At 74.1% G+C, this 23,074-nt stretch carries 19 protein-coding genes and 1 riboswitch; of the genes, 8 read left to right on the top strand and 11 right to left on the bottom strand.

Annotated features, from left to right (window positions below):
• Nucleotides 1–231: 231 nt before the first annotated feature.
• Nucleotides 232–870 carry a hemerythrin domain-containing protein gene (locus tag ABZ321_RS53520; protein WP_354904100.1) on the top strand — a complete coding sequence of 213 codons (639 nt, stop codon included), beginning with the start codon at nucleotides 232–234 and terminating at the stop codon, nucleotides 868–870.
• A 73-nt stretch (nucleotides 871–943) separates the two neighbouring features.
• On the opposite strand, the gene ABZ321_RS53525 is transcribed toward ABZ321_RS53520, so the two are convergent.
• The 8 genes from ABZ321_RS53525 to ABZ321_RS53560 form a co-directional block, all read right to left on the bottom strand.
• Entirely contained in the window at nucleotides 944–4,357 is a 3,414-nt protein-coding gene (locus ABZ321_RS53525; RefSeq protein ID WP_354904102.1) for a BTAD domain-containing putative transcriptional regulator, read from the bottom strand.
• Nucleotides 4,358–4,403: 46 nt separating this feature from the next.
• On the bottom strand, nucleotides 4,404–5,342 hold the full coding sequence (locus ABZ321_RS53530) for a ribose-phosphate pyrophosphokinase (protein ID WP_344499096.1): 939 nt from the start codon (nucleotides 5,340–5,342) through the stop codon (nucleotides 4,404–4,406).
• 198 nt (nucleotides 5,343–5,540) lie between these two features.
• Nucleotides 5,541–6,782, bottom strand: a complete 1,242-nt coding sequence (locus ABZ321_RS53535; RefSeq protein WP_354904103.1) for a glutamate-cysteine ligase family protein — start codon at nucleotides 6,780–6,782, stop codon at nucleotides 5,541–5,543.
• 815 nt (nucleotides 6,783–7,597) lie between these two features.
• The gene (locus tag ABZ321_RS53540; RefSeq protein ID WP_354904105.1) at nucleotides 7,598–8,077 is read right to left on the bottom strand and encodes a CAP domain-containing protein; all 480 of its coding nucleotides are present in this window, start codon (nucleotides 8,075–8,077) and stop codon (nucleotides 7,598–7,600) included.
• Nucleotides 8,078–8,238: 161 nt separating this feature from the next.
• Nucleotides 8,239–9,171 carry a hypothetical protein gene (locus ABZ321_RS53545; protein WP_354904106.1) on the bottom strand — a complete coding sequence of 311 codons (933 nt, stop codon included), beginning with the start codon at nucleotides 9,169–9,171 and terminating at the stop codon, nucleotides 8,239–8,241.
• 1,107 nt (nucleotides 9,172–10,278) lie between these two features.
• On the bottom strand, nucleotides 10,279–10,986 hold the full coding sequence (locus ABZ321_RS53550) for a hypothetical protein (RefSeq protein ID WP_354904107.1): 708 nt from the start codon (nucleotides 10,984–10,986) through the stop codon (nucleotides 10,279–10,281).
• Nucleotides 10,983–11,483: a SigE family RNA polymerase sigma factor gene (locus ABZ321_RS53555; RefSeq protein WP_344499086.1), complete on the bottom strand. Its 501-nt coding sequence runs from the start codon at nucleotides 11,481–11,483 to the stop codon at nucleotides 10,983–10,985. The genes ABZ321_RS53550 and ABZ321_RS53555 overlap by 4 nt, the downstream gene beginning before the upstream one ends.
• 59 nt (nucleotides 11,484–11,542) lie before the next feature.
• Entirely contained in the window at nucleotides 11,543–11,803 is a 261-nt protein-coding gene (locus ABZ321_RS53560; RefSeq protein ID WP_354904108.1) for a hypothetical protein, read from the bottom strand.
• 15 nt (nucleotides 11,804–11,818) lie between these two features.
• Nucleotides 11,819–11,885: riboswitch (guanidine-III (ykkC-III) riboswitch) on the bottom strand.
• Nucleotides 11,886–11,984: 99 nt separating this feature from the next.
• Here ABZ321_RS53560 and ABZ321_RS53565 point away from each other — a divergent pair.
• Nucleotides 11,985–13,217, top strand: a complete 1,233-nt coding sequence (locus ABZ321_RS53565; RefSeq protein WP_354904109.1) for a PQQ-binding-like beta-propeller repeat protein — start codon at nucleotides 11,985–11,987, stop codon at nucleotides 13,215–13,217.
• 124 nt (nucleotides 13,218–13,341) lie between these two features.
• On the opposite strand, the gene ABZ321_RS53570 is transcribed toward ABZ321_RS53565, so the two are convergent.
• Together ABZ321_RS53570 and ABZ321_RS53575 are read right to left on the bottom strand one after the other, a co-directional pair.
• Nucleotides 13,342–14,682 carry a squalene monooxygenase gene (locus ABZ321_RS53570; protein ID WP_354904110.1) on the bottom strand — a complete coding sequence of 447 codons (1,341 nt, stop codon included), beginning with the start codon at nucleotides 14,680–14,682 and terminating at the stop codon, nucleotides 13,342–13,344.
• 58 nt (nucleotides 14,683–14,740) lie between these two features.
• The gene (locus ABZ321_RS53575; RefSeq protein WP_354904112.1) at nucleotides 14,741–16,192 is read right to left on the bottom strand and encodes a serine/threonine-protein kinase; all 1,452 of its coding nucleotides are present in this window, start codon (nucleotides 16,190–16,192) and stop codon (nucleotides 14,741–14,743) included.
• A gap of 93 nt (nucleotides 16,193–16,285) precedes the next feature.
• Here ABZ321_RS53575 and ABZ321_RS53580 point away from each other — a divergent pair, with 93 nt between their 5' ends.
• The 4 genes from ABZ321_RS53580 (at nucleotide 16,286) to ABZ321_RS53595 (ending at nucleotide 20,191) form a co-directional block, all read left to right on the top strand.
• Nucleotides 16,286–17,293, top strand: a complete 1,008-nt coding sequence (locus ABZ321_RS53580; RefSeq protein WP_354904114.1) for a methyl-accepting chemotaxis protein — start codon at nucleotides 16,286–16,288, stop codon at nucleotides 17,291–17,293.
• Between the two features lie 207 nt (nucleotides 17,294–17,500).
• Nucleotides 17,501–17,647, top strand: coding sequence for a hypothetical protein (locus ABZ321_RS53585; RefSeq protein WP_344499072.1), 147 nt, complete (start codon nucleotides 17,501–17,503; stop codon nucleotides 17,645–17,647).
• Between the two features lie 73 nt (nucleotides 17,648–17,720).
• Nucleotides 17,721–19,121 carry a condensation domain-containing protein gene (locus ABZ321_RS53590; protein WP_354904116.1) on the top strand — a complete coding sequence of 467 codons (1,401 nt, stop codon included), beginning with the start codon at nucleotides 17,721–17,723 and terminating at the stop codon, nucleotides 19,119–19,121.
• 8 nt (nucleotides 19,122–19,129) lie between these two features.
• Nucleotides 19,130–20,191, top strand: coding sequence for a carbohydrate kinase family protein (locus ABZ321_RS53595; protein ID WP_354904117.1), 1,062 nt, complete (start codon nucleotides 19,130–19,132; stop codon nucleotides 20,189–20,191).
• Here the strand turns inward: ABZ321_RS53595 and ABZ321_RS53600 are convergent.
• Nucleotides 20,172–20,987, bottom strand: coding sequence for a hypothetical protein (locus ABZ321_RS53600; protein WP_354904119.1), 816 nt, complete (start codon nucleotides 20,985–20,987; stop codon nucleotides 20,172–20,174). The two genes, ABZ321_RS53595 and ABZ321_RS53600, sit on opposite strands and share 20 nt — an antisense overlap.
• 238 nt (nucleotides 20,988–21,225) lie before the next feature.
• Here ABZ321_RS53600 and ABZ321_RS53605 point away from each other — a divergent pair, with 238 nt between their 5' ends.
• Nucleotides 21,226–22,533, top strand: a complete 1,308-nt coding sequence (locus ABZ321_RS53605) for an ABC transporter substrate-binding protein (protein ID WP_354904120.1) — start codon at nucleotides 21,226–21,228, stop codon at nucleotides 22,531–22,533.
• On the top strand, nucleotides 22,530–23,074 hold a 545-nt coding region (locus ABZ321_RS53610; protein ID WP_354904122.1), incomplete at its 3' end, for a sugar ABC transporter permease. The genes ABZ321_RS53605 and ABZ321_RS53610, both read left to right, overlap by 4 nt.

Genomic DNA, 23,074 nt, shown 5'->3' on the forward strand with positions numbered 1-23,074 from the left:
ACAACCCGCCAGGCACGAGACGAGGACAACCCGCCAGGCACGAGAGAAGGACGGCTGCCGGGCGTGAGGGATGGCGGCGGCGAGGGGCAGGGCCGGTCGAGGCCCGGGTGACGAGACGCGCCAACCAGCGGGGGTGGGTGGCTGGCCCCCGGCGGTAACCAGACGTTAAGTGGCGGCCAAGTGGGAGGCGGTGTGCTGAAGGCCGGAAGCACTTGAGCTGAGGAGCGGATCATGCCGAATCTTGTCGGGATCACTGTGAACCACCGGTCGATGCGTGGGGACGCGCGCCGGTTCGCGGCGTTGTTGCGGGACGTGGCGGACGGCGGGACGGCGAACACGCCCGCGCGGGCCAAGGCGATCGCCGGGTACCTGGAGACACTGTGCGACGGGATCCACCACCATCACCAGGCGGAGGACGACGTGTTGTGGCCCGTCCTCGAGGCCAGCGCCGGGGCGGAGGTCGACCTGCGGGAGCTCACCGAGGACCACCGGCAGCTCGACCCGCTGCTCGACGCGATCCGGCGGGACGCCAGGGCCCTTGCCGTCACGCCCGGGGACAGGGACGCGGCGGAGCGGCTCGCGGGGGCGCTGGGCGTGCTGCGGGACATGCTGGACGAGCACATCGAGGACGAGGAGCGGACTTTGTTCCCGGTGATCCATCGGTACGTGTCCGACGCCGACTGGAACAAGGTGGAGGCCGCGGTGCGCAAGGGCGGCAAGATGGGGTTCGAGCTGCCGCGCATCGAGCGGTACGCCACCCCGGCCGAGCTCGCGGAGCTCAAGCGCATGGCGGGGCCGGTGCTCCGCGTGCTGCTCGCCGCGACCCGCCGCGGCTTCGCCCGCCGCGAGGCCGTGATCTTCAGCGCCTGACGAAGACGGACATCACGGAAGACGCCCGGCGCCGGCGGACGTCACGGGAACGCGCCCGACGCCAGCGAGGACATCACGGCGACGCGCCCGGCGCCGGTGGGCACCACGGGAGCGCGCCGGTCGCGGCGGCGAGCGCGTGGCCGGCCGCACGGTGCCCGGCGGCCGCGGCGGCGTCGCCCAGGACGTCGGCCAGGGCGGCGAGGACCAGGTCGACCGGCGGGCCGGACAGGGAGCCGCTCGCCAGCCCCACGAACTGGCCCGCCCACGGCAGCAGGTCCGCGTACAGCGCCCGGGCGTGCGGCACGGAGCGCAGGGCGGCGGCGTTCAGGGCGCGCAGCCCGTTCCACGCGAGCCAGTAGTAGTCCTCCCGGACCGGCGCCGTGTCGGGCGACCAGATGGCCCGGGCCTCGTCGGCGCGGCCGGCGTCGATCAGGGCGCGGACCATGAGGTCGTTCACGGCGTCGGGCAGCCGGTCGTACACAGGCTGCAGCATCGGCAGGAGCTCTCCTGTCGTGCCGGCGGCGAGGTGCACGAAGAAGACGCCCGCGACGCCGACGAGAGCGGCGTTCGGCTGGCCGGCCCGGGCGATGCGGGCGGTGAGGTCCGTGTAGAGGCGCACGGCGGTGGCGTGGTCGCCGGCGAAGAGGGCGCGCACCGCGGCGAACAGCGCCATCACCGACAGCGCCACGCCGAGCTGGCCGGCGGTCGCGTGCCGGACGACGCGGTCGACGTGGTCCTGGGCGGCGCCGAGGTCGTTGCGTTCGAGGGCGGCCTGGAACAGCACGTGGTGCGCCTGCGCCTGGAACTGCACCAGCCCCGCGGCGGTCGCGACCTCGAGCAGCTCGGCGCCGACGGCGGGGAGCTCGTGCCGGCGGGCGGGGTTGAGCACCGCGAAGTAGCGGGCGTTGAGCGCGTGGCAGCGCAGCAGCGGGTCGTCGCCGGCGAGGGCGAGGGCCTCGGCGCTGGCCGCGTCGCACCGCTCCAGGTCGTCGCCCTCCAGCTCGTACACCAGCGCGACGAGCAACCGGCACCGCACCGCCGCGTCAGCCGGCGCAGAACCAGCCGGCACCGAAGAACCGCCCGCCGGCGCGGAACCGCCCGGCACCGCAGCACCGGCAAGCAGTGCAGCTTCGAGCTGCGCGACGAGCGCGGTGTCGATGGTGCGGTCGGCGCGAATCGTCCAGGCGACCGGGGCGTCGTACGCGGTCAGCGCCGCCACGGACGGCACGCCGGCGAGCGCGGCGGCGGCGATGGCCTCGGCTCGGGCGGCCCGGGCGGCGGTGACGTCACCGGCGTTGGCGAGCGCCGACGTGAGCCCGCACAGCAGGTCGTGGCGCAGCACCGGCGGCAGCGGACCGGCGTCCAGCGCGCCGCGGAACAGCCCGGCGGCCTCCCGGTGCGCGTACAGCCCGGCGGCCTGCCGGGCGGCGGCCGCGGCGTGCCCGGCCGCGACGGCGGCGGTGGCGGGGGTGGCGGCGGCCAGGGCGTGGTGCCCAAGCGCGGCGACGTCCGGCTCCGCGGCGGCCGAGAGCACGTCGAGCACCCGGGCGTGCAGGCGGCGCCGCCGCAGCAGCGGCATGTCGTCGTAGAGGACGTCGCGCAGCAGCGCGTGCGTGAACCGGACCCGCCCCGCCGCCGGCTCTTCCAGCAGCCCCGACACGACGCCGGCCTCCAGACCGTCGAGGACGGCGTCCTCACCCGCGCCGTCGGCGGCGACGAGCAGGTCGATGTCGACGTCCCGGCCGAGGACCGCGGCGTGCCGCAGCACGGTCTGCGCGGGCGCGGGAAGCCGGGCGAGGCGCCGCCGCAGGACGTGCCCGATGCCGGACGGGATGGCGCGGACCGCGCTGTCGGCGCCCTCGGCGGAGACGAGCCGGGCGGTCTCGGTGAGGAACAGTGGGTTGCCGCCGGTGCGCGCGACGACGTCGTCGACCGCGTCGGACGGCACGCCGAGGTGCTGCAGGAGCGCCGCGCCGGCCGAGGCGTCGAGCCCGCCGAGGTCGACGTCGACGGCCCGGTGCCCGGCGAGCGCGGCCCGCACCGGGTCGAGGTCGGGCCGGGCCTCGCCGGGCCGGTGGGTGGCGACCAGCAGCAGCGGCCGGTCGGCGAACGCGACCGCCACGTGCCGCAGCACCTGCAGCGTCTCGCCGTCGGCCCGGTGGACGTCGTCGAGCACGACGAGCAGCGGCCCGAACCCGGCGAGGTGCTCCCCGACGGCCTGCGCGAGCGCGAACTGCCCGCCGCCGCCCCCGGTGCCCAGCAGCGGGGCCAGCCGTGCGTCGGGACGGTCCGCGGGCAGCGCGCCCAGCACCTCGCTCCACGCCCAGGCGGGCGGCGCCCCGTCGACCTCGGGGCACCGGCCCCACGCGACCTTCCAGCCGGAGCCGAGCCGCGCCGCGAACATCCGCAGCAGCGTCGTCTTCCCCGCTCCTGCCTCCCCGCCGACCCACACGACCCGCAGCCCGTCCCGCAGGACCTCCCCGGCGACGTGGTCGAGTGTGGCCAGCTCCTCCGACCGGCCGAACGTTCCTCTGTCCGCGTTTTCGGCAGATGTACGGCGTAACCCCTCAGACGGATGCGCTTGAGATGACGGCCCGGACGGAGAAGGTCCCAGCGGCGCCTCCCGCCTCGGCGAGTCCGGTGCTGCGGCGCCCGTGCCCGACGCACCCGCCCCGGCCGGCGACAGTTCCCCGGCCAAGCCGCCCGCCTGCCCGGGTGAAGCCGTGCCACCCGCCTGTTCGCGCGGAGCGGCGTCGAGGTGCGGGGCGTGCGCGAGGACGTCCGCCTCGAGCGCCCGCAGCGCCGGTCCCGGATCGACCCCCAGCTCCGCCGCCAGCCGGTCCCGGGCGGACCGCAGCACGGCGAGCGCGTCCCCCTGCCGGCCGGCCGCGTACAGCGCCGACGCGAGCAGGTGCACCGCCTCCTCCCGCAGCGGATGCGCCGACACGTGCCGCTCCAGCGACGGCACGGCCAGCGCCGCCCGGCCGAGCCGCACCGCGACCCGCCCGCCGACCTCCACGCAGACCAGCCGCAGCTCCTCCAGGCGCCCGGCCTCCGGGACGGCCCACGACTCGTCGGCGAACTCCGCGTACGCCGGACCCTCCCACGCGGCGAGCGCATCCCGCAGCAGCCCGTCGGCCCGCCCGGGGTCGGCGCCCGCGACCGTGGTGCCCTCCCGCAGCAGCGCCTCGAACCGCCACGCGTCGACGGCGTCCGCGGGCAGGTGCAGCGCATACCCGGGCGCCGCCGTCACGAGCACGGTCGCGGGGGTGCGCGGCGGGCGGCCGGGCTCCAGGACCCGGCGCAGGTTCGACACGTACACCTGGAGCGCGGCGAGCGCCTTCGGCGGCGGCACGCCCTGCCACAGGTCGTCGATGAACCGGTCGGTCGGCACGACGTGCCCGCCGGCGACGACGAGCCGGGCGAGGACGGCCCGCTGGCGGGGGCCGCCGAGGTCGACGGGCCGCCCGCCGATCAGGCCCCGCATCGGCCCGAGCACCCCAAGGAAAGGCTGTTCCATGCGCATGTGGAGGTCAGTGGAACAGCGAGCTGACGGACTCGCCGTTATGGATGCGGCGCATCGCCTCGGCCATCGCGGGCGCGATCGACAGCACCCGCAGTTTCGGCACCCACTTCCCCTTCGGGATGGGGACGCTGTTGGTGCAGACGATCTCGAGCACGTCGGGCTGGGCGGCGAGCCGGTCGAGGGCGCCGTCGGTGAAGAGGCCGTGCGTGCAGGCGACGCGGATGCTGGCGACGCCGCGCTCGCGGAGCCGGTCGATCAGCTCGATGACGGTGCTGCCGCGGGCGATCTCGTCGTCCAGGACGATGACGTCCTTGCCTTCGATGTCGCCGATGACGGCGCTGATCACCACCCGGTCGTCGCTGAAGCGCTGCTTGGCGCCGGCGGCCACCGGTACACCCAGCAACCGCGCGAACGCGGATGCCACCTTCGCGTTGCCGAGGTCGGGCGAGACCACCACGCTGTTGGTGAGGTCGAGGCCGCGGAAGTGGGTGGCGAGCTCGCGCAGCGCGTGCAGGTGGTCGACGGGCACGCTGAAGAACCCGTGCACCTGCGGCGAGTGCAGGGTCAGCGTCAGCACCCGGGACGCGCCCGCGGCGCTGAGCAGGTCCGCGACGAGCCGGCCGCCGATGGAGATGCGCGGCTCGTCCTTCTTGTCGGAGCGGGCGTAGGCGTAGTGCGACATGACCACGGTCGTGCGCGCGGCGGAGGCGCCGCGGGCGGCGTCGAGCATCAGCAGCAGCTCGACGAGGTGCTCCTGGACGGGCGGGACCAGCGGCTGGATCAGGAACACGTCCCGCTCCCGGCAGTTGGCCTGCAGCTGCACCTCGAGGCAGTCGTTGGCGAACCGGTCGACCCGCACGGGCTGCAGCGGCACCTCGAGATGGGTGCAGATCTCCTCCGCCAGCTCCGGATGGGCGCTGCCACTGAACACGGCGATGTCCCGCACTGGTCCGGCTCCTCGGTGTGGTCGCGCGCGTGGGCGCTGGGGATCGTCACCCCGTTGATACCACACCCGGGGTGCCGCGCCACCGTCTCGTCCGCCCATGCCGGGGCCTCATCCGCCCGCGCCGGTCCGGACCTCCGCCACCCGCCCGCAGTGCGTCCGCGGGCGGGGGGCCGGACCCTTCCCGGCGCTGCCAGCGGCTCATCCGCCGGCGCCGACCCGGACCTTGCGGCGCTGCTCTCGGCGGTCCTCGCCCGGGCAGGATCCGCGTGCCACATACCGGTCGGTGAACTCGGCGACCGCGTCCCGCACGGTGAGCGGGGCGCCCTGCCGGCGCAGGACTTCACCCGCGACGGTGAAACAGGTCAGGGCGGCGGCGGCGAGCGCCGGGTCGGCGAGGCCTTCGCGGGCTGCGCCGACCCAGTCGCGATGCCGGCGCAGCGGGGAGCGCAGCGGCTCGGCCGCGGCGGCGGCCGCCTCGGCGCCCTGCGGGTCGTCGAGCAGGGCGGTGACGACCGCGACCGGCACGACCCAGCCGTCGCCGGGCTGCTGGTCGATCATCCGCAGCTCCAGGTAGCCGCGGGGGCGCACCGGCGGGACGAGAGTGCCGAGGTGCCGCTCGAGGTCGTCGAGCGTGACGGGCCGGGGGCCGTGGCCGCGCAGCCAGGCGCGCATCGTCAGCCCGGCCGGCACGTGCCAGCGGCCGGGGCCGGCGACCATGGCGACGTTGGCGGCGAGGGCGTACCGGGACCAGGCGGCGCGCGGGTCGTCGGCGCGGCGCGGCGCGCGGGTGCGGCTGGCGTCGGTGCCGAAGCGCAGCCCCTGCCTGTGCGACACCCAGCGCCGGCCGGACTTCGAGCGGTGCGGCGAGTTCGCGAACGCGGCCATGACCACCGGGCCGATCGCGTCGGCGAGCCACCACCGGCGCCGGTAGTGGCCCCAGTCGTCGGGGTCGTCGGTGCCGGCGTCCAGGCAGACCTGGATCGAAGCGGAGTTGCACATGACCGCGAGCCCCTTCGGGCCCGACCGCTCGTGGTATTCGGCGAGCGCGACATACCGCGGGTGGTCGGTGACGAGCAGCGGCGCCCGCACGTCGTCGAGGCCGGTGCCGTCCAGGACGAGGCCGTGGCCGGCGAGGGCGGCGCGGACGAGGGCGAGGTCGGCGGCGAGCGCGGCGACGCAGTCGGCCATCGACGCGCCGACGGCGGAGGACAGCTCCAGCTGCCCGCCGGGCTCGATCGTGACGCCGCTGCCGCCGGGCAGCGGGTTGCCGAGGTGGGCGAGCAGGTTGAGGAGGCGTTCCGGATCGGGCCGGTGCATCGGCTCACTCAGGTCGCGCACGCAGTACTCGAGCTCGACGCCGACGCGTCCGACAGGACCGACCCGGAACCCGGCGGCGGCCACGTAGGCGGCGGCGGTTGCCTCGGTGAGGATGTCGTTCACGGCGGCCTCCCGTTCAAGGGTGCGTGCTACCCAGGGTGGTGTTGCGGTTGACTTGAGTGACGCGTGCGGCGGCGGTTTCGGTTGTACTGCGGTTCTACGAGCCGTGCGGGCGCTGCTGCCGGTTCGGCGAATGCCGGATGAGCGGCGACGGCTGGATGAACGGCGGGGGTGGGGCAGGGTTGTCCCGGGTGCTCCGGCGACCACCGGGCTGCGGGTCCGGCGGGGTGCATTCCATTAGGCGGTCCGGCGCCCGATCTGTCCAGCCCACCCGGGCAACACGTGGTGAACCCTGGCTGTGAACTGGCTGAATGCCGCAAGATCTCCCGCGGCCCGCCGCCCCCGCCCTGAATCTTGCGGCCCGCGCCAATTCTGCCGGTCCACCAAAACAAGATCGACTGTTATGGTTTTCTCATCGCTTTCTCAACGACGATTCGGCGGCGTTTGGAGGAAAGTGCGTATTCCTATTCCCACGGAGAACGCCGGCTCCCCCGCCCCGGTCGGCGCGCCTGCTTGAAATGATCGCGAAATACGACGGGGACGAGATCACAATCGGCGCGCGACACCTCGCGCACCTCGATTCGATCACCCGCGTGGAGGCGATCCGGGCTCCGTGCGCGGCCCCTTGAGGTCGACCGCGCCGAGTTGCTGCCGCATGTGTTCCGGATGCGGGCCGGCTACTTTTTTCTGATCCGCGACGCGCTCCGCCGCCCGGCGCGCTCGTCGCCACCCGACCCGCTCCGCCGACTGTCCGTGGACGCCGGCCGGCGAGGTTCCCGCGGGCGGTCGTCGTGCCCGCGGGAACGCTCGTCCCACCCTCAGCGCGGACTGGCGAAGTCCTGGGTCCAGTAGGGCACGCCGCGTCCGTCGTACGCGACCGCGACCCCGACGTTGCGGAACCGGCAGTTGAGGATGTTGGCCCGGTGACCGGGGCTGTTCATCCAGTCGTTCATGACCTCGCGCGCGCTGCGCTGGCCCCAGGCGATGTTCTCGCCGTACGACGACCACCGGTAGCCCGCGGACGCCACTCTGCTTCCCGGGCCGCTACCGCGGGGCGACCCGTGGGAGAAGTAGCCGCGGTCGGCCATGTCCCTCGAGTGCAGCCACGCGGCGTAGCTCAGCCGCGGGCTCAACGTGACCGGGCCGCAGCCCGCCCGGGCACGTGCACTGTTGGTCAAGGCGACCACGCCGCGGACCACGCCGTAGTCGGCCGCGAACGCCGGCCCGGCATGGACGGCGGCTCCGGCCGCGACGACACCCGCCGCCACGGCGACGGCGACACCCTTCCGGATTCCCATCTCACCTCCACGAAGTAGGGCAGATGACCCGAAGCTAAACGACGATCATGACGTTGCCAGCAATCTGACAAAACTCGCATTTTTGGGCCGTTCGTACGCTACGACGCGCACGAACGGCCCATCGCACGCCCGCCCGTGTCACCCGTTCGGGTGATGCCGGCTCACCCGGCGGCGACCCGGACGTGGTCCTCGGGCACACCGGCGGCCACGACCCGGGCCCGCACCTGCGCGACGGCCGCCGGCTCGTCGGCGACGAACGCGTCGTGGCCGGTCCAGTCCTCGTCGTGCCCCGCGGGGAACCGGCCGCGGATCACGACGGTGCCCTCGGCGGCGACGTCGGCCAGGCGGTACAGGTCCCGCTCCACCGCCGCCGGCCAGAACACCGTCACCGCCCGCGGATCCCCCGTCGCGCGCAGCATCCCCAGCAGCGCCCGCACCGGCGCCACCGCGTCCCGCCCGGCGACGACGAGCAGCGGCCGGGCCGACATCGGGTCGGCGGCGGGCTGCCCGTACACCGGCCGCAACCGCAACACGTCACCGGCCGCGGTCCGCTCGACGAGCGCCGCCCCGACCGGATCGATGCCGTGCGGGACGACGTGCAGCTCGACGACGTTGCCCGCGGCCGGGTCGGGCACGGCCCAGCAGTGCCGCCAGCGCCCCGGCAGCAGCGCCGACTCGACGACCGCGAGCTGCCCGGGCAGGCACGGATACGGCAGGTACGTCCGCACCCGCAGCTCCGCCCCGACCTGCCCGCGCCGCTCGTGCGCGAGCACCGGCGCGCTCCACGACACCGGCTCGTGCGCGGCGGCGGCCGCCCCGTCCGCGAGCCACCGCGCCACGAGCCTGCCGGTCGTCGCCCACGCTTCTTCCTGGTCCCGCCGGACCGGCACCCCGGGCGGGTTGGCCCGCAACATGTCCACGAACAGCACCGCCAGGTTGTCCAGCCGCTGCGGCACCACCCCGAGCTGCGCCACGACCGGCCCGAGCTCCGCACACCGGGCCGCGAGGACCTGCGGCTGGTCGACGTGCTCCACCAGCCACCCGACCGCTTCCCGCAACACCTCCCGCTGCGCCGCCGGCTCACCCGGCAGCAACGCCCGAAGGTCCTCGAGCGGCTGCCGCCCACCTCCGGTCACGGGTGGCGCGGCCGTGTGCGACGAGGGAGGCGGCACACCCCCGGGCAACGCCGGCGCCCCCTCCTGCAACAACGGCAGCGGCACACCCCCAGCCGGCGGGGCGGCACCAGGCTGCCGTGCAGGAGAACCAGGTTGTTGCGGCAACGCACCAGGAAGTTGTGCAACAGCACCAGGCTGTTGCGGAGAAGCACCCGTCGGCTGCGCGGGAGCCCCAGGCGGTTGCACAGGAGAACCGGCCTGCTGCTGAGAAGCACCAGGCGGTTGCACACGAGCGTCAGGCGACTGCGCCGCAGGACCAGGCGAATGAGCGGGCGCACCAGGCGATTGAGCGGGACGACCAGGCTGTTGCGCGGGTTCACCGGGCGGTTGCGCAGGAGCATCAGGTGATTGCGGGGGAAGACCGGGCGGTTGTGCGGCAGGGCTGGGCTGTTGCGGAGGAGGTGCGGGCGGTTGCGGGCCTGGGCCGGGCGGTTGTGGAGGAAGGCCGGGCTGTGGCGGGGCTCCGGGTGGTGACGGTGGCCCGGGTCCTCCCGGGACCGAGGGCCATCGCCCCGCGACGATGCTTGGACGGATGGCGTCCCACAACGGCAGCGCGGGAAGCGGAGACGGCGCGGGATGGGGCGAGGGTGCGGGAGCCTGGCCGGGTGTTGCCGGAGTAGCGCCCACCCTTGGACGGGCAGGTAGACGCTGCAGGTGGGCGATCAGCTCGTCCACCACCGCCGACAGGGCACCCGGCCGGAGGGTCTCCGCGAGCAGCAGGCGCAACGCCGGCATCGTCAGGAACGCGCCGGCCAACGGACCATCCGCGGCCCGCACCGTCTGCCCGGACACCGCCGCCGGGCCGGACGCGGAAGCCGGCCCAGAAGCGGACGCCGGGCCAGACGCGGAAGCCGGGCCAGACGCGGGAGCCGGGCCAGACGCGGGAGCCGGAGCTGTGGCCGGCGCCGGGCGGGGCGACTGCGCCGGGTTGGCGGGGCGCGCCTGCGGTGCGGCCGGGTCGGGGCCGATCGTCGTCACTCATCCGAGTGTGGCCCGCCACGGACGGTCGCGTCGCGAGTCGGCGCATCAGGGGGCCAGTTCCACGGCGAGGTGGGCGGCGAGCGGGACGAGCTGATCCGGCGGGAGCGGCAGGTCCTTCGGGGACGCCGCGGGCGCGCTGGACACCAGCATCGTCACGCGGGGACCGTGGTCGGGGACGGCGCAGCGGATCTGCGCGACCTTGGCGAAGCCGTCGGGCTCCGGGCGGTCCACGATGGCGTGGACGACGCAGGTGGCGTCGGTGCCCGAGCTGCTGGTGGTGCAGTCGGGCCCGCCGGCGCACAGGACCTTGGCCGTCACCGGCGGGTCCGCGGCCGAGCCTGCGGTCACGGTGATCTCCAGCACGCCGGGGTGGCCGTCGATGATGAAGCCGGTGGCGGCACCCCCGTCGCCGCCACCGGAGATCTCGAGGCGCGGCGCGCCGGCGGGGCCGGTCGCGCCCGGAAGGGAGCGCCACCGCAGGTCCGGCACGAGCGCGTGCACCTCGCGGTCGATCCACGCCGACCACTCGGCGGGGGTGCGGTCGCGCGGCGCGGCGCCCGGCACCGGCGGGGGCGCGGAGGGACGCAGCACGGCGGCACCGAGGACGGCGGCCAGGCTCAGCACGAGCACGCCGCCGATGGTGTACGCCCTGCGCCGCGCCGACGCCCGCTCCTCCGTCGCGATGATGCGGTCCAGGTCGACGGAGGTGGGCGGCGGCGTGCCGATGAAGTCGTCGAAGAGCTGGTGGGTCATCGCTGGTCCCCCGTCCCCGAGGCGGCCAGGTCGCGCAGGGCCTGCAGCGCCCGCGCCGACTGGCTCTTCACCGTGCCGGGGGCGATGCCGAGCAGCTCGGCGGTCTGTTCGACGGAGTGGTCGAGGTAGAACCGCAGGACGAGGACCGCGCGCTGGCCCTCGCCGAGGGTGGCGAGGAGGCGGCCGAGGCGTTCGCGTTCGGTGAACCCGTCGGGTGGGTCCCAGCCGCGGTCGGGCAGCACGTCCTGCGGCTGCTCCCGGGTCCACGGGCGGCGGCACTCGTCGAGCCAGGTGCGGGTCAGCATCCGCTGCGCGTACGCGTCCGGGTTGTCGGCGGACGCGACCCGGTGCCAGCTGCGGTACAGCTTGCCCAGCATGATCGAGACGAGGTCGTCGGCGCCGTGCCAGTCCTGGCAGAGCAGGAACGCCGTGCGCCGCCACCGGTCCATGCGGGCGGTGACGAACGCACGGAAGTCCTCCTGGTCCGGCTGTCGCATGCGGCGCCTCCTCGTCCCCCGTACGACGGACGCACCGCCGCCGAAGGTTGCACGACGCGTCAGGTGCGGCTGGCGTCCTGAGCCGGCGCGGCGGTGCGACCGGAGCGGGACGTGAAGAGGGAGCGCAGGGAGACAAGCGCCCAGACGCCCTCCAGGAGCAGGAACCCCCAGTCGTGCCCCAGGGCGGCCTCGACGGCGAGGGCGGTGGAGCCGATGAGGTTGAGCCACACGTACCGGCGCGACGTGGACGTCCACACGCCGAGCTGGACCAGCACGAAGGGCAGCAGGACGCACAGGGAACCGAGGATCTGGACGAGCATGGCACACTCCCGGGCACCACGTCGTCTTGTCGGGCCGGGTACGACGTGACTCGTCCGGGACAGCGCGCCTACCGCGCCGCCACCCTCCGACTATCGCACGCCGTGACGCCCGCGGGCACACGGGCGGGTGGACTGCGACCGTTCTCACCGTCCTGCAACCTGCCGCTGGTTCGCTGACTCCATGATCAGCAGGATGGCGGCGGTCGTCGCCGTGTGTGTCGCCGGCGCGCTGCTCGCGGACCCCGCGGTGGCGGCGACCCCGGGCAACTGGCCGCAGCACGGCGGCGGCGCCGCCAACGACAACTACCAGAGCGGCACCGGCGGCCTCGACGTGCGGCGGCAGGTGTGGCAGCGGCAGGCCGGCGGCGACGACACCGTCGGCGGCGCGGCCGTCGCCGGCGGCAAGGTCACCGTCGCCTACGGCAAGGGCGCGCTGCGCCGCGTCGACGTGCGCTCCGGCGCCGTCACCGTCCTGGGCCGGCTCGCCGGCCGCCGCCCGCTGCAGCTCGCCGACGTCGACGGCGCCCTGTTCATGCGCAGCCTCGAGGCCGACGGCACGCGTAGCCGGCTCGCGTCGTACACCCGCGACGGGGCGAAACGGTGGGAGGTGCCGCTGCCCGACGACGGGGCGATCCTGCCCTTCACCGTCGCGGGCGGGCACGTCCTGGTCACCAGCGGACCGAAGTGCCGCGAGCTGTGCACCGGGTTCCATCTCCGCGCGTACCGCGTCCGCAACGGCACCCTGGCCTGGTCGGGCGCGGTGGACGGCGACGCGGCCGGCGCGCCGGCGGTGGTGGGCGACGTCGTCGTGCAGGGCGCCTACGGCCCGGTCCGCGGCACGGGCGACGGCAGCGGCGGGGCGAGCCTGCTGTTCGCGTTCAACCTGAAGACCGGGCTCCGGCTCTGGACCCGCATGCGGCCCGGGTTCTCGCTCGTCGGGCACCGCGGGTCGCTGCTCGCCTCCGGCGCCGGCCCCGAGGCGCTGTGCTCGCTCGCCCCGGCGACCGGCGCCGTCCGCTGGTGCCGCGGCACCGCCGCCGGCGACGAGTGGGTCGACGGCCTGTCCGCCGGCGACGGCGCCCTGTTCGGCTACGGCCTCACCGGCACCGTCCGCCGCTACGACCCGACCTCGGGCGCCGCCGCCTGGGCCACTCCCCTGGCGCTGCCGGGCTACCAGTACAACGCGCTGCACGCCGCGCTGGTCAGCGGCGCCGGGCACGTGTACGCCGCGGTGAAGCACGGCAACTTCACGCCGTCGTCGGAGTTCACGGAGATCGTCGTGCTGCGCGCCACGGACGGCGCCGTGGTGCGGCGGCTGCGGCTCGCCGCCTACGACGACACGTCCGCCGAGCTCATGCTCGCCTCCGGCCGCCTCCTGGTCGTCGGCGACCGGACCATCCGCGCGCTCGGCTGACGGCGCCACCGCCGCCATGAACGCCAGCACCACCGTCGACGCCAACGTCAACCGTCCGCGCCGCCGTCAACGCCAGCGAGGCGTCAGGGCCAGCGAGGCGTCATCGCCAGCACCGGCGCCGGCCTCAGGGCCGGCCGAGGAAGACCCGCCGCAGGATCGCCGGGGCGAAGAGGCGCTCCGGCGGCGCGGTCAGGTTCACCGTGCGGTGGAAGGCGACCGCCACCTCCGGCGAGGTCTCCGCCGCGCGTAGCAGTTTCGCGATGTACCAGTTGAAGAACCGGATCTTCGCAGTGCGCCTGCCGGGCACGGACGGGAACGCGAGGTCGCCGCCGACGGCCATGTCCCACGGCGTGTCGATCACCTTCGACGCCCTGGCGTAGAAGCGCCGGGGCAGGCCGTCGAGCCCGCCGGCGACCGCGGCCCGCAGCTCCAGGGCCTCGAGCGCGGCGACGGTCATGCCCTGGCCGTAGATCGGGTTGAAGGCGCAGATGGCGTCGCCGAAGGCGAGGAAGCCCTCCGGGTGGCGGGGGATCCGCTCGTACCGCCGGCGCACGCTCGCCGGGACCCGGAACGGCCGCGCCGGCCCGAGCGGCCGGGCGCCGTGCACCACCTCGGCGAGGTCGCCGATCGGCAGGCGGGTCGCGTAGGCGGCGAAGCCGGCCTCGTCGGTGGGTGGGAGGTCGTCGCCGAGCCCGGCGAGGGTCAGGATCCAGCGGTCGCCCTCCATCGGCAGCAGCGCCGCGCCGTACGGGTACTCCGGCGTCACCCCGGTCAGCACGCCGAGCATGCCGCTGGCGAGGGGGCGGCGCTCGTACTCGCGGGTGGCGTACACGACGCCTGCCATGACGCTGTCCTGCTCCGGCGGCGCGTAGCCGAGCTCGCCGAGCCAGGTGGTGCCCCGGTTGCCCCGGCCGGTGGCGTCGACGACCAGGTCGGCCCGCAGCTCCTCGATGACGATGGCGGCCGCGCCGCCCGGCCCGGCGCCGGCGGGGACGACCCGTGCGCCGGTGACGGTGCCACCGCCCGTGTCCGGGTCGTGGAGCAGGCCGGTGGCTTCGAGGCCGCCGCGGAGGGCGACGTTGGGGAGCTTGCCGACGCGGGCCCGCAGGTAGTCCTCCAGGGCCGGCCGGCTGACGGCCAGGACGACGAGGTCGGAGGCGGCGCGGGCCATCGGGTTCGGGCCGTTGTGCCAGGCGAAGCCCGCCTGGACGTCGACGGTGAGCGCGCCGGCGGCGACGAGCTCGCCGGTGAGGCCGGGGAACAGGTCCTCGAGGACCTCGCGGCCCTTGGCGAAGAGCATGTGCGCGTGCCGGCCCTGCGGGACGCCCTTGCGGGGGCCGGTGCCGGTGAGGTCGTCGCGGTCGATGACGGTCACGGTGCCGAAGGTGTCGCTCAACGCGCGGGCGGCGAGGAGCCCGGCGATGCTGGCGCCGAGGATCACCGCGTGCGTGGAAGGTCTGGTCATCAGTCCAGCCGACCATTGATCAGCGACAATTCATAGGGAGAAGTACACGCAGCGCGAATCAGCGGGTGCTACGCGTCACATTCATGACAGGTTCGCCGGACGGGCAGGTGAACGTCATCCGGAGAAGGTCGTTGCCGTGGCGCAGCTCGACGAACGCGGTCGCGGCCGGACCGTCCTGGCGGGTCTCCGTCTTGTACGGCTTGGTCACCGTCACGGTCACGATCCGGACCCGTCCGCCGCCGGCGCACGCGGCCTGGACGGTGCCGGCCTCGGTGGTGAACGCGACCGGCGCGGTCCCCTGCGGCGTCGGCCCGGCGGTGCGCGGCGGCGTCGTGCCCCCGGTGGGCGTCGTGGGTCCCGTGGGCGTCGTGGGCCCGGCCGGCGTGGTCGCGGGCGTGCCGCCCCACGGCTGCGGGGGCAGGCCCGGCCCAGGGCCCTGCGAACCGGTCGCGCCGGTCGACGCCGTGCCGCCCGGCCCGGCGCCACCTGGCAGCGTGCCGCGCTGGGCATCGGGATGCGCGGGGCCGCTGGTGGCCGCGCCGGCGGTGTCGCGCCGGTTGGCGCCGTCCAGCGCGGCCAGGATCCACGGGAAGGCAGCGGCGACGAGCAGGACGAGGGCGGCGAGGGCGAACCGGCGCCCCCGCCCCCCGCGGTCGGACCCGGCATCGCCGGTGGTGGTGGTGGCCACGGCCGGTGCGGGGACGGCCACCGCGCCGGTCGGTGTCGTCCCGGTGGTGGCGGCCGCTGCCAGTACACCGGCGGCGGCGGAAGCGGAGGGGCGGCCGGCCGGGTCCTTCGCCAGGCTCGCCATGCACAGCCTGGTGACGGCGTCGGGCACCCCGGGCAGCGGCGGCAGCGGCAGCGGCGGCGTGAAGACGTGGTCGCGGATCAGCTGGGTGGTCGTCTCCGCCGTCCACGGCAGCTCACCGGACAGGAGCCGGTAGAGCAGCACCCCGAGCGCGTAGACGTCCGACGGCGGCGCGACCTGCCCGGTCAGCCGCTCCGGGGCCAGGTACGCGGGCGTGCCGAGGACGTCGTCGGGCAGCCGCGAGCCGGCGGGCGTGGCGAGGCCGAAGTCGACGAGCTTCGCGCCGGCGGGGGTGACCATGATGTTCGCCGGCTTGACGTCCTGGTGGACGAGCCCGGCCTCGTGCGCGGCGGCGAGCCCGGCGGCGACGCCCGCGCAGATCCGGAACACCTCCGCCGGCGGCATCGGGCCGTCGTCCATGTGCTGCTGGAGGGTCCGGCCCTCGACCAGCTCCATGACCAGGAACGGGAAGCCGTCCTCGCCGAAGTCGTGCACCTGGGCGAGGTTGGGGTGCGACAGCGCGGCGGCGGCGCGCGCCTCCGCACGGATCCGGCCGTCCTGCCGGTCGTCGTTCAGGTGCAGCACCTTGACCGCGACCGCGCGGTGCAGGACCTCGTCACGGGCCCGCCACACCACCGACATGCCGCCCGAGCCGAGCAGCTCCTCGAGGTGATAGCGACCCCCCAGCAGCAGCTCACCCATCGGGGTCATCCTGCCTCATCGATGCGGGAAGTCCATCACCGGAACCTCTGGTTTCCTCACGTTCCCGGCCGATGGGAGGACCGGGAGGGCATCATGTCCACGTTTCTGATCGTGTTGGGCGGCGTCCTGGCCGGCGTCGCGGTCGGCTTCCTCGCGGGCCGCCGCGGTGCGGGCGGCGGGGACGAGGCGCTGCGGGTGCTGCGCAGGGCCGCCGCCGGCGACCTCACCGGGCGCGTGCCGGACGGCGCCTCGCCGCTGGCCGCCGCCGTGAACGGCACGCTCGACCGGGTCGCCGGCACGGTCCGCGACGTCGCCGCGTCGGCCGCCGCGCTCGGCGCCGCCGGCCGGCAGCTCGGCGGGATCGTCGAGGAGATGCTCACCTCGGCCGAGCGGTCCATCGCCGCGTCGCAACGCGTCCTGGAGGCGGCGCAGCACGTGCACACCCAGGTCACCGGCGTCGCCGACGGCGCGCGGCAGCTGGACGCCAGCATCGGCGAGATCTCCCGCAGCAGCGGCGAGGCCGCGACCGTGGCCGCCGACGCCGTCCGGGTCACCGACGCCACCGGCAGGACGATGACCCGGCTCGGCGACTCCTCGTCGGAGATCGGCGCCGTGATCAAGGTCATCACGTCGATCGCGGAGCAGACGAACCTGCTCGCGCTGAACGCCACGATCGAGTCGGCCCGCGCGGGCGCCATGGGCAAGGGCTTCGCCGTCGTCGCCAGCGAGGTCAAGGACCTGGCGCAGGAGACGGCCACCGCGACCGAGGACATCACCCGCCGCATCGCCGCGCTGCAGGCCGACACCACCGGCGCCGTGCAGGCGATCGGCCGGATCACCGACGTCATCGGTCGGGTCAGCGGCTTCCAGACCACGATCGCCCGCGCGGTCGAGCAGCAGAGCAGCACCACCGCGGGCATGTCGGGCGGCATCGGCCGGGCCGCCGGCGGCGCCGCCGAGATCGCCGACACGATGACCGTCGTCGCCGGCAAGCGCAGGGAGGCGCACGCGACCGTGCTGCGCGCGAAGGAGCTCGCCGCGGAGCTCGACCGGCTCACCGCAGGCCTGACGACCACGGTGGCCGCCATCAAGGTGCCCTAAAAATCATCGATCGGGTGGTGCTGCGGCGGTTCGCGCCTCGTGCCGGACGGTTCCACTGAGACTGGTGTTACCGGAAGCGAAGCATGCGATCGCACAAGCTCACCGGAAGCGAGACGGCCGGCCCGGGTGGCCGCGGGCCGGCCGGCGCTCGCTCCGCATGATCATCCGGGGCATCGCGGCGGCCGGCGAACTGGCACACTTGGCGCCATGTCCTCGTTCATGTCCAACCTGACGCTGCACGACCTGACGATGATCGTCGCGGGTGTCGGCGTGTTCGGCGTCCTCCTGATCGTGGTCGGCGTCCTGGGCGTGCGCCGCTCGCGTGCCGCCCGCCGGGGCTCCATCACCCCCTGACCACCCGGGCCATTGACTTCTTCGGATGCGTGCAGAGAATTTCCCTGGGCGGTCCGAGAAAGGGAAATGGCGAATGGGCAGTAGCACACGTCGCATCCTCGTGCCGTTTCACGGTGAGGGGGCCGGGGAGGCCGACCTGACCTGGGCGCAGCTGGGGATCTGGCAGACCATGCGGGACACCGGGCTGAGCATGAACATCGGCGGGACCGTGGCGATGCCGCCGGGGACGCCGGTGGAGTCCATGCAGACCCTGCTGCGCTATCTGGTGAGCCGTCACCAGGCGCTGCGGACCAGGCTGCGGTTCGGCGACCCGGTCCGGCAGGTCGTGTCGGAGTCCGGCGAGGTGCCCTTGGACGTCATCGACGTCATCGACGTCGTCAGCACCGACGAGGAGCCGGAGGCCGTCGCCGAGGCGTTGCGGCTGCGGTACGAGGCGGCGCCGTTCGACTACGAGGCCGAGTGGCCCGTGCGGATGGGCGTCGTGTGCCGCGACGGTTCGGTGACGCATGTCGTCGTGCTGTACTGCCACGTCGCCGTGGACGGCTTCGGCATCGACGCGATCGTGCGGGACATGGCGCACCTCGACCCGGCGACCGGCACGACGGCGGCGCCGCTGCCCGGGCTGACGCCGCTGGAGATGGCGGCGAAGCAGGCGACGGCGTCCGGGCGGCGGCAGAGCGACAAGTCGCTGCGGCACTGGGAGCAGATCCTGCGGGCGATCCCGGCGCGGCGGTTCGGCGTCTCCGACGACCCGCGGGAGCCGCGGTACTGGGAGCTCACCCACCGCTCGCCGGCGATGCACCTGGCGATGCAGCTGGTCGCGCACCGCACCGGCGCCGGGGTCGGCTACGTGGTCCTCGCCGCCTACTCGGTCGCCCTGGCCAGACTCACGGGCCGTAACCCGAGCGTCGCGCAGCTGGTGGTGAGCAACCGCTTCCGCCCCGGCTGCGCCGACTCGGTGAGCCAACTCGCCCAGCTGAGCATCTGCGCGGTCGACGTGGCCGGCGCGACGTTCGACGAGGTGGTCGGGCGGGCGTGGACGGCGGCGACGAACGCGTACATGCACGGCCACTTCGACCCGCTCGCGTTGACGGCGATGCTGGAGCGGGTCCGCGCGGACCGCGGCGACGTCGACTTCTCGATCATCGTGAACGACCGCCGCACCCGCGACGGCGCGCCGCCGCCCGCGGACGACCTGGCGACCCCGGGTCAGCTGGCCGACGCGATGCCGCTGTCGACGAGCTGGTGGAACCGGAAGGTCGACGTGCTGGACGCCGAGCTCAACATCAGCGTCGATGCCGCGCCCGGCGCGGTGGACGTCTCGATCTGCGCCGACACGCACCGGCTGTCCCCCGCCGACATCCAGGCGCTCGCCGCGGAGATGGAGCGGGTTACCGTGGAGGCGGCGTTCGACGCCGCGTCGCCGACCGGGGTCGCAGTCGGGGTCGGGGAGCATCAGACTGTGGCCGGCTGAGGAGTCAGGTGGGGTTCAGGTTCGACGTCGTCGGGGTCGGGGCCCTCAACCTCGACTCGATCGCCCCGGTGTCACCCGCCGCGAAGGCGCTGCTGCGCGGCTCCGTCGCCTGGGGCGCGGAGGGCAGGGTCGGCGCGGCGACGGTCGACGCCGCCATGCGCACGGTGCAGGGCGCGGCGGTCCGGGTCGCCGTCGGCGGGTCCGCGTACAACACGATCAACGCGCTGGCGCACATCGATGCCGGGCTCCGGCTCGGCTACGTCGGTGTCGCCGGCCGGCTGCCGGTGCCGGGCACCCCGCTCACGGGGCGGCTGCGCGCGCTCGGCGTCGACACGGGGATGCTGCGTGACGAGCCGCGCGAGCTCAGCGGCGTGTGCCTGTCGCTGGTCGAGGACGGTGAGCGGACGCTGCTGGTCCACCCCGGCGCCAACGACCGCATGGCCGCGCACCTGGAGGTCGAGTTCGAGGCGGTGGTGGAGTACCTGTCGGCGGCCAGGATCGTGCACGTGACGTCGTTCCTGGACCAGCTGACGCCGGTGGTGCTCGCCGACGTCCTCGCCGCGGTGCGGGAGCGCAGCCCGGAGACGGTGCTGTCGTTCGACCCGGGGCACGTGTGGGCGGCGAGCGGGTCGGCGCCGGTCACTGCCCTCGCCACCCTGGCCGACCACGTCCTGCTCAACGAGCGGGAGCTGCAGGCCCTCGGCACGACCGGCGACGAGACGTGGGCCGCGGACCGGATCCTGCGGGTCGGCCGGCCCGGGCGCTTCGTGCACGTCAAGCGCCCCGCCGGCGTCACGACGTTCACGCGGTCGGGGCCGCTGCTGCGGGCCCGCTTCCATCCGCAGCACCCGGTGCCGGTGGAGCGGGTCGTCGACGCGACCGGCGCCGGGGACGTCTACGCCGCCGGGCTCGTCGCGGCGCTGGCCGGCGGCGCCGGCCTGCACGACGGTGTCCGGCTCGGGATGGCGATGACCAGGCACAAGCTGGTGCACCTGGCCGACGCCGGTCACCCGGGGCTGCCGGCCGTCTTCCGCGCGTGGCAGGACGGGGCTACGCCGGATCCGTCCTGATCATCCGCACCAGGGCGCGGATGCCCGTCAGTAGTTCCTGGTGGTCGCTGATGCCGTCGAGGGTGCCCTCGACGCGGCGGGCCATCTGGTCGATGCGGGCCTTGAGCGCCTCGTCGCGGTCGCGGGCGGCGGCCCGGTCGGCGGCCTGCGCGTCCTCCAGGCGGGTCAGGTCGGCGCCCGCCTGCTTGTGCAGCCTGGCCAGGTCGTCGGCGGTGGCCGTCCGGGCCTCGTCGAGCTCTCGCTGCACCCGCTCCACGGCCTCCTTGAGCGACTCCACGTCGGCGTTGAGCGTGACGACGTCGTCGCGGGGGTGGGTGCTCTCCCGGCGCAGCGACGTGATCCGGTCGCGGAGGTGGCCGAAGTACGCGGCGGCCGGCCGCACGAGCGTGGACAGCAGGTAGAACCCGGCGAGGTAGTAGCCGGTCAGCTCGCCGGACACGGCCGCGAAGACCGCGGTGACGGCGGCGGTGGCGAGGTGCCCGCCGATCGCGAAGCGCAGCATCCACCGCGCGATCCGCCGCGCCTCGTCGTCGCGGGCCGGCGGGACGGCGATGCCCCGGGCGCGGGAGACCTCGTGCTCGGCGGTGACGTGCCGGGCGTCGAAGTACAGGTTCCACGGCCAGGTGACGAGCACGACCGTCCACATGAGCGCGGCGAGCCCGGCGCCGACGGTGAGCAGGGTCCGCAGGGACACGCCGGCGACCTTGCCGAGCCAGGCGAACAGCAGCGCGGCCGCGGCACCGACCACGACCGTCGCCCACCACCTGGCCATGCTGGCACCTCGATAGGAGCTCATGGCGACACTGTCCCGCCTGTCGCTCCTGTACGGCAGCGTGCCGCTACTCAGGTGCCGGCAGGTACACGTACTCAGCCCATGACGACCGGGTCCTCGGCGAGGCTCTGGGTGCGGGCCGGGAGATCGCGATGATGGTCAATGCTTGACAACTGTCACATCGACGGGCTTTGCTGTGATGGCTTATGAGCATCCGCGTTGGAACCTGTTGCCTTTTCGCCGAATCCGCCAGGAGGCGAACATGACGGACGCCCGGTTGTCCCGCCGCTCCGCGCTCAAAGGCCTCGCCGCCGCGTCCGCGCTCCTCGGAGCGCCCACGTTCCTCGCCGCCTGCGGCGATGACGACGACGGCAAGGCGCCCGACTCCGGCGCCCCCACCGACCCGATCACGTTCGGGTCCAACTACTCCGACGACGCCACCAAGCAGGCGTTCGCGGCGCTGTGTGCGGCCGCGACGTCGGCGACGAAGGTGCCGATCACGGTCAACACCACCGACCACAACACGTTCCAGAACAACATCAGCAGCTACCTGCAGGGCACGCCGGACTCCCTGGCCACCTGGTTCGCCGGCTACCGGCTGCAGTTCTTCGCCGCGCAGGGCCTGCTCACGCCGATCGACGACGTGTGGGAGAAGATCGGCGGCACGTTCAACGACGCGGCGCGCAGCCTGTCGAAAGGCATCGACGGGCACTACTACCTGGTGCCGCTGTACAACTACCCGTGGGTCGTCTTCTACAACAAGAGCGTCTTCGCCGCGAAGGGCTACCAGGTCCCCACGACCTGGGACGCGTTCATCGCGCTGTGCCAGAAGATGAAGACCGACGGCCTCGTGCCGATCGCGTTCGCGGAGAAGGACGGCTGGCCGGCGCTGGGCACGTTCGACATCCTCAACCTGCGCATCAACGGCTACGACTTCCACATGCGGCTGATGAAGCACGAGGTGCCGTGGACCGATCCGAAGGTCGCGGCGGTGTTCGACCAGTGGCGGCAGCTCATGCCGTACGTGCAGAACGGCGCCAACGGGCGCACCTGGCAGGACGCGGCCAAGACCCTGGAGAACAAGCAGGCCGGCATGATGTTCCAGGGCTCCAACCAGGTCGCCGCGAACTACTCCCCCGCGAACCTCGCCGACCTGGACTTCTTCCCCTACCCCGCGATCAACCCCGAGCACGGCCAGTACTACATGGACGCCCCGACCGACGGGTTCATCCTGCCGAAGAAGGGCAGGAACTCGGCCGCCGCGAAGGTCGTCCTGCAGTACATCGGCACCCCCGAGGCGGAGACCAGCTTCCTGCAGAACGACCACTGGGACGTCGGGCTCGCCAACGGTCTGGTCGCGCCGACCTACAACGAGATCCAGAAGAAGTCCGTCGCGGAGATCGCCAAGTGCAAGAACGTGTCGCAGTTCATGGACCGCGACACGGTCCCCGACATGGCCACCGCGATGATCAAGCTGATCCAGACGTTCATCGACGACCCGAGCCCGGGCACGGTCACCTCCATCCTGAAGAGCGCCGAGGACCAGGCCAAGACGATCTTCACCAAGTGAAGCGCCGGCGCCTGCTCACCCGCCGCGACGTCGCGGTCGTCGCGGTCATGCTCGGCATCCCGCTGCTGCTGGAGGCGTTCCTCATCTGGGGGCCGGCCCTGGCGTCGGTCGGGCTGTCGTTCACGAAGTGGACCGGCGTCGGCGGGGTGCAGCTGCAGTCCTGCGACTCGCTGCCGTCCGTGCCCGGCATCCCGCAGCCCGGCTGCCTCAACGGCGTCCGCAACTACGAGCAGGCGTTCACCACGTACCCCGACTTCTGGCCGGCCGTGCGGCACAACATCATCTGGCTGCTCGTGTTCGTGTGCTTCGCGACGCCGCTCGGGATGCTCTTCGCCGTCGTCATCGACCGGGGCATCCGCGGCTCCAGGATCTACCAGAGCATCCTGTTCCTGCCCGTGATGCTCTCCCTCGCCCTCATCGGGATCATCTGGGAGCTCATCTACTCGCCCAACTTCGGCCTGGTGAACTCGCTGCTGCACCGTACCGGCGACGACAACCTCATCGACTGGCTCGGCGACCCGTCACTCAACCTCTGGGCCCT

This window comes from Dactylosporangium sp. NPDC006015 (assembly GCF_040614215.1).
Lineage (GTDB): Bacteria > Actinomycetota > Actinomycetes > Mycobacteriales > Micromonosporaceae > Dactylosporangium > Dactylosporangium maewongense.

What these genes read in the sequence shown, in the direction of transcription:
- ABZ321_RS53580 (WP_354904114.1), top strand. Translation starts at nt 16,286, where the DNA reads ATGTCCACGTTTCTGATCGTGTTGGGCGGCGTCCTGGCCGGCGTCGCG.
- ABZ321_RS53605 (WP_354904120.1), top strand. Translation starts at nt 21,226, where the DNA reads ATGACGGACGCCCGGTTGTCCCGCCGCTCCGCGCTCAAAGGCCTCGCC.
- ABZ321_RS53555 (WP_344499086.1), bottom strand. Translation starts at nt 11,483, where the DNA reads ATGCGACAGCCGGACCAGGAGGACTTCCGTGCGTTCGTCACCGCCCGC.
- ABZ321_RS53585 (WP_344499072.1), top strand. Translation starts at nt 17,501, where the DNA reads ATGTCCTCGTTCATGTCCAACCTGACGCTGCACGACCTGACGATGATC.
- ABZ321_RS53560 (WP_354904108.1), bottom strand. Translation starts at nt 11,803, where the DNA reads ATGCTCGTCCAGATCCTCGGTTCCCTGTGCGTCCTGCTGCCCTTCGTG.
- ABZ321_RS53520 (WP_354904100.1), top strand. Translation starts at nt 232, where the DNA reads ATGCCGAATCTTGTCGGGATCACTGTGAACCACCGGTCGATGCGTGGG.
- ABZ321_RS53550 (WP_354904107.1), bottom strand. Translation starts at nt 10,986, where the DNA reads ATGACCCACCAGCTCTTCGACGACTTCATCGGCACGCCGCCGCCCACC.
- ABZ321_RS53590 (WP_354904116.1), top strand. Translation starts at nt 17,721, where the DNA reads ATGGGCAGTAGCACACGTCGCATCCTCGTGCCGTTTCACGGTGAGGGG.
- ABZ321_RS53600 (WP_354904119.1), bottom strand. Translation starts at nt 20,987, where the DNA reads ATGAGCTCCTATCGAGGTGCCAGCATGGCCAGGTGGTGGGCGACGGTC.
- ABZ321_RS53525 (WP_354904102.1), bottom strand. Translation starts at nt 4,357, where the DNA reads ATGCGGGGCCTGATCGGCGGGCGGCCCGTCGACCTCGGCGGCCCCCGC.
- ABZ321_RS53540 (WP_354904105.1), bottom strand. Translation starts at nt 8,077, where the DNA reads ATGGGAATCCGGAAGGGTGTCGCCGTCGCCGTGGCGGCGGGTGTCGTC.
- ABZ321_RS53575 (WP_354904112.1), bottom strand. Translation starts at nt 16,192, where the DNA reads ATGGGTGAGCTGCTGCTGGGGGGTCGCTATCACCTCGAGGAGCTGCTC.
- ABZ321_RS53570 (WP_354904110.1), bottom strand. Translation starts at nt 14,682, where the DNA reads ATGACCAGACCTTCCACGCACGCGGTGATCCTCGGCGCCAGCATCGCC.
- ABZ321_RS53565 (WP_354904109.1), top strand. Translation starts at nt 11,985, where the DNA reads ATGATCAGCAGGATGGCGGCGGTCGTCGCCGTGTGTGTCGCCGGCGCG.